This window comes from Okeania sp. SIO2F4, from assembly GCF_010672385.1.
In the GTDB taxonomy this organism is placed as follows: Bacteria; Cyanobacteriota; Cyanobacteriia; order Cyanobacteriales; family Microcoleaceae; genus Trichodesmium.
The window spans coordinates 1-6,186 of sequence record NZ_JAAHGT010000579.1 but is presented as its reverse complement, the minus strand read 5'-3'; the positions used below and the strand labels follow the sequence as shown (position 1 = coordinate 6,186).

Annotated in this window: 3 protein-coding genes; 2 read left to right on the top strand and 1 reads right to left on the bottom strand. The window is 33.9% G+C overall.

The genetic code is table 11. The features are described 5' to 3' along the window. Positions 1–176: 176 nt before the first annotated feature. Positions 177–1,757: a WD40 repeat domain-containing protein gene (locus F6K22_RS27925; protein WP_293105623.1), complete on the top strand. Its 1,581-nt coding sequence runs from the start codon at positions 177–179 to the stop codon at positions 1,755–1,757. 923 nt (positions 1,758–2,680) lie between these two features. On the opposite strand, the gene F6K22_RS27920 is transcribed toward F6K22_RS27925, so the two are convergent. Continuing rightward, on the bottom strand, positions 2,681–3,133 hold the full coding sequence (locus F6K22_RS27920; protein ID WP_293105620.1) for a COP23 domain-containing protein: 453 nt from the start codon (positions 3,131–3,133) through the stop codon (positions 2,681–2,683). A 1,702-nt stretch (positions 3,134–4,835) separates the two neighbouring features. Here F6K22_RS27920 and F6K22_RS27915 point away from each other — a divergent pair. After that, positions 4,836–5,879 carry a Gfo/Idh/MocA family protein gene (locus F6K22_RS27915; RefSeq protein WP_293105617.1) on the top strand — a complete coding sequence of 348 codons (1,044 nt, stop codon included), beginning with the start codon at positions 4,836–4,838 and terminating at the stop codon, positions 5,877–5,879. Positions 5,880–6,186: the final 307 nt, after the last annotated feature.

The window sequence follows — 6,186 nt, the reverse complement described above, 5'->3', positions numbered from 1 at the left end:
AGATTGGGATTATATCAGGAAATTTTACAGAATAATTTGACTGGAATAGTAGCCGATAATAGTCCGGAACAAATGGAACTTAGGTTATCTGGATTAGTAGCTAAACGAGATAGTAAGTTAATAGTTCTAATCCAATATATGCTGCAGTTTTTCATCAAGAAATAATTTTTGAAGAATTGGAAAAATTGCCTCCCTATTCGGAAGCAATCAAAGCATGGCTCAATTCTAATTGTGAAGATAAATCCTATTTATTGCAAGGAAAAAATTTACGCTCGGCTTTAGTTTGGGCAGCCGGAAAAAGTTTAAGGAATCAAGATTTCCAATTTTTGACTACTAGCCAAAAATTAGTATTAGATGCTCAGACAGAAACTTTAGAATTAACAAAAATCGAGACTCAAAAAGCTCAAGCGGAAGTAGTCAAAGCACAACAAAAAGCTAAACGTTGGATTAAAATAGGTTCGACTATTTTCGGGATATCTTTAATTTTATCAATAGGTTTTTCACTATTAGCTCATCAAAGATTTAAACTAGCACAATCTAGTCGTGAAATTGAACAAACTGGCACTGATGCTTTGTTATTAGCAATCAAAAAGTCGGCAACAAATCAGGCATTGTTAGAAGCTTTACCCAAAGCTATATCTGCCGGACAAAGATTAAAATCTTTAGTAAATAACAATACTCCTCTAGCAGAATATCCTGCGACTCGACCAATATTAGCTTTACAAATGATTCTCGATAAACTTGACGAACAAGAACAATTTAAAGATAGTGTACTTCAGAAAAGAAAAATTATTCTGCAAGGTCATCAAGGTGCAGTTACCAGTGTAAAATTTAGCCGGAATCAAAAATTTTTAGCTTCAGCAGGAGTAGATGGGAAAGTAATTATTTGGAATTTGTCAGGCAAAAAAATTACAGAATGGCAAACAGAACAAAAATCAGTTAATAGTATAATTTTTCATCCTGATGGTAAATATTTAGCAACTGCTGGTAGTAACGGTACGGTAAAAATATGGAGTCTATTAGAGAAAACTTTAGGGAAAAAATTATATGTATTAGAAATATCTCAAACCGAAGTTAATAGTATTAGCTTTAGTGTTGATGGTAAGTATTTAGCAACTGCTGGCATAAATATTCCTGTACAAATTTGGAACCTATCATCATCGCCCATAACTATATCCTCTAATGAAATTTTGAATGATAATGGTTTGATTAGAAGTGTTCGTTTTAGTCCTAATGGAAATTTTCTCGCAACATTAGATGGAAAATCTACTATTAGGTTGTGGAATATATCTGAAAATAAATTCAAAACCCTAGATGTGGAAGCTATTAGTATGAACTTTAGCATCAATAAACCTCAGACATTACTAACAGCAAGATCAAATGGAGTAGTGGAACTATGGCAGATTTATACAGGTAGATTAGTAAATGATTTTCAAAGTTTACATTTAGATACTAAGCTAGTTAATTTTAGTCCTGACGGAGAGTTAATAGCTACTGTTGGAATTGACAGTATTGTGCGACTTTGGAATTTATCGGGGCGACAGATTAGCCAGTTTGAATTTTCCGAAAATGTGATTGATATAGCCTTTAGTTCAGATGGAAAAAAAATTGCTGTAGCTGATAGTAATGGTCAACTTTGGTTAAGGTCTGTGGAAGATTTAGATCAACTTTTGAGTAAAGGTTGTAGATTTTTAGCAGAAAGACCAAACTATTTTATGAGAGTAGGAGAATTTTGTCAGAGTGAGTATAGCAATTAGCAGTCAGCTATAGCGCATAGGGCAAGTTAAAAGTCAAAATTCAAAAGTTAAAAATAATCCCTGACTGAGTTTTAGCATTTATAAGTCTCCTAAATGCGTAGTGCTATATCAGCTATTAGTTCATTATTTATAGTCAAGTTTTTGTAAGTATTCAGCTATTAGCTATCAGGAGTCAGCTATAAAAATCAATCACAAATTGGGCAATTCAGTCTAGATAATTTGTAGATTTTATCTTGTATATATCTTAGTATCATGTCTCTTTGAATAACCACAATAAAAAATTTAGGGTGGTGGTGCTCGCGTAATGGTAGAGAGAGTGTGGGGAGCGTGGGAAGTGTGAGGGGTGTGGGGAGTGCGGGGAGTGTGAGAAGAAATTAAAAAATATATATAGCGCGTAGCGCTAGGGAATAGGGAATAGGGAACACTTAACTGGGAACAGGGAACAGTAGACTATTAAACGGTTTCAGGATTTATAACTGTTCTAACCTTTGCTTCGACTGCTATATCTTCACCATTACAATGCAGGACTACCAAATTTAGGTAGGGACGTTGCATGCAACGTCCCTACGGAGCAGGGAGCAGGGGAAAATTTCAAAAATATTCTCGCTTAGAGAGAAGAACGTTTTTATTATGTCTAATTAATTAGACTTAATATGATACTAAATCTCGCCCATTCTTGCTATATCTTCTTGAGAGTAGGGAGTAGGGTTATTAGGAAGAAGATATCTTTACCAATGGATAATTGATAATTAATCGAATCTAAGTTTAAAGCCTCTCCTTTGTTCATTATCAATTGTTAAAGAGGTAATTATCCATTATTCATTATTCATTATCCATTATCAATTAATGAACTCTTCCTTCTAAATTATAAATTCTAAATTATTCATTTCTTCCTTCTTGCTTCTTCCTTCTTACTTCTTTCTTTAATAAACAGTAATAGGTGGTAAATTTGGTTGAGGATTAACAACTCTTCTCAATAATTCTTGTTGAGCTTGTTGAGGATTTTGACCACGAGGAACTTGATATAATAACCGACAAGAACCACCTATAGCAGCACAAATAATAGGTTGTCCGTTTTTGGATATACTAACAGTAATATTTCGATATCTATTTCGTTGTTGAGTAGATAAAATTCCAGAGACTCTAGTACATCTAGTAAGAGCATCTTCTCCTGATTGAGCAAAATAATTGTTAGCACCCCAGAGGATAATCGGAATCTTATTGCCTTGTTTATTAGCAATTGTAGCTGGAGTTGCGCCAATTTTACCGCAGAAAAAATTAGGAGTTTGAGCCTTAGCAGAAAGGTTACTGATAGGGAAATTTAAAAATCCAATTACCGTGGCAGTAACAATAGAAGTTAATGATAAAATTTTCATGGACTATAATTTACATATATAACACTACTGATATTTTATAAACTTATATATACTTCTTGACGCTCAGTAATGGAATTTAAGCAAAAAGTTAGGTAAGTATATTTGGGAAATCCTGGAAATTATGATTGTAAATGGTTTTTGTATATTTATCATTTCCGATTAATTAATTAGTTGGCTTGCTTATATCCCTAATTAAACTTATTATCTACCTTAACTTCGGTTAAGGGTAAACCGAGAATATTTTTCTCAACTTATCAAATTTATACTAAAAACTCTTGCCCTACAAACAAAGTTACTGATTCTCTACTCTTATCTAGAAGAAAAAAGAAACGCCGATGTTAAATTTATTATACCAAGCGCGATAAATGTTTTTTACAAATGGTAGGGACGTTGCATACAAAGTCCGTAGGGAAGAGAGAAAAAGGAAGACTGAAGTTGGAATAAATATTGAAGAAAAAAAGGGAAAATGATAAATATAGCTTTCTCAAATAAATTGTAGAAGCTCTTTTTGACTATCTCCGATCCAGACGCACCTTTTTGTAGCATTTTTTTTTCAAACTGGTATGACTCATCAGTTAACTATTAGACCTCTCCAGAAAAGAGGGAACAAGGAACACTTAACTGGAAGGGGGAGTAATTGATAATTTATGGATAATAATTGATTTTATTTTTCATTTTTGGAGAAGTCTATTAATTATTTTAATGTTGAATTTAAGAGACTGTTTATCAACTAGATATTAAAGCTTGAATACCGCCAGACAAAAGAAAAGAAGTCAGAAATCAGAAGTGTATTAACTCCGGATTCAGCAGGAAAGTCAGAAGTTAAAATTAATTGGAGATTGTTACCGAAAAATTGTGGTCTAAAGCCTTCCCTTGGATAAGGGATAAAAAGCGGTCGATATTCGGAGCTTTCCGTAGGATGGGATGGCGAGGTTTCCCGCTCTTACAGAGCCGCTCCGAAGTTCGCCATATCCAATCGACCAAGAGAAAAGAGAATATTTCTGATGTCAATTCCGATGCTTCAGCTAGAGGTACTGATAACTGATAACTGAAATGACTCGCCACTAATTTTAAACCGCTAAAATAAATTATAAAATTCAATTTATAGCGGGGATATTAAACCCTATTTCTCAGTCTAGAAATAGAAAGTCTTAACCGAAAATTATAATAGAAAAAACTTCTAACTTCTGACTTCCTATTTTTGATTTTGAGGGCAGCGATCGCTTAAACCTTCTATATTTATGGTAATCAAATTTCAATAAGCATAAGATAAACTAATCATTTAATCAGTTATACTTAATCCTTGCTTGAATTAAATTTCAATTAAATATATCTGAGAAATCTTCAAGACTAATATCTATAGCAATCCTCCGCATATTCGTGTCAAAAATCTTACTGCTTTTGAGGGAACACTTAACTGGGAACAGGCAACAGGCAGGAGTTTCAGTTTTTTTATTTACTTTTTGATTACCTGCGACCTATTTAGGATTGCTATATTTCTTAGTTTTGATTTTCAAATTAACGGAAAATTTCACTTACTTAAGCTATAATTACTAAATTATTAAGTTAAATTGGGCAAAAATTATCTATAAATAAAATCAGAAAAATACTTAAGAGTGGACTTAAAAAAAAAGACTTGACAAAAGTTATAACTTTTGTTACAAAAATGTTAAAAATTTATATAGTAAGAGGATTTTAGATTGTGAAAGTAGCCATTGTTGGTTTTGGATTTAGTGCCGAGAAAGGTCATATTCCAGCCTACAGAGATCGTTCTGATATTCATGTCACAGCAGTAGTAGATCCTGTAACAGCGAGACGTGCAGCAGCACTACGACAATACCAAAACATCCGAGTTTATGAGACATTCGATGATTTACTAGAAGAATACTCTGATGAAATAGATATAGTTGATATTTGCTTGCCTAATGCTTTTCACATGGAAAACGTCAAAAGAGCATTAGCAGCAGATAAGCACGTTTTATGCGAGAAACCATTAGTTTTAAATAAAGCTGAATATTATGAATTAGTAGAAATAGCAAATCAACGAAAACGTATTTTATATCCATGTCATAATTATAAATTTGCTCCGGCAATAGTTCACGCTGCCTACTTAATTAATTCGGGTGAAATAGGGCAACCTTTATTTGCATCTTTTAACATATTTGGTGCAGGTTTTCAAAGTGGTGTACCCCAGTGGCAACCAGACTGGCGAAAAAACAAAGAACTCTCTGGTGGAGGTATTATGATCGACCATGGTTTAGATGCAATTTCTGTTGCTCAAACTTTATTTGGTGGTTCTCCCCAAAGCATATCTGCTCATACTAGAAATCTCAATCAAGTAGAGAGTCAACTAGAAGATTTGGCTGTTTTTTGTTTAGATTGGGAGGGCAAATTAATTAATATTAGTTTAAGCTCTTTAGGTTCAATACCAAAAGCTTATTATAGAATTCAGGGAACAGAAGGAGAAATTAGCATCGAGAATAACGATATATTTTTGAGCGTGAAAGATCAACCAGTTCAGCATATTTTTGTACCTACATATTTTGACGATCCTGGTCATGCAAATTGGTTTAATGGAGTGATTGATAATTTACTAGATTGTATTAAGACTGAAAATACTGAACCATTCCCATTAATGGAAGCTGGTTTAGTTCTAGATATAGTTGAAAAAGCAAATCATTCTAGTAATAATGGAGGTAGTTGGATGGGACTAGAATTTACTGCTAAGTCATTACAAATGGTCTAGTTAATTTCTAACTAGGTGCTAGAACTAGGTATGGGATAAAACCTCTTCATTAATGGATAATGGATAATTACCTCTGGTTAAAACCGCAATGGAATTGAATATAAGAAAATATCCTAGCACTTTTCTCTTGGTCGATTAGATATGGCGTTTCGCTACGCGACATGAAAAGCGTTAGCGTTAGCGAGAGCTACCGTAGCAAGAGGCAGCTCCTCTGTTAGCGCAGCTCCTCCGTTTGCGTAGCATTCCGAAGGAAAGGAGGCAAGAGGCAGCGAGCGGCTCTGCATTCTTCGGGAAACTTCGCCATCCC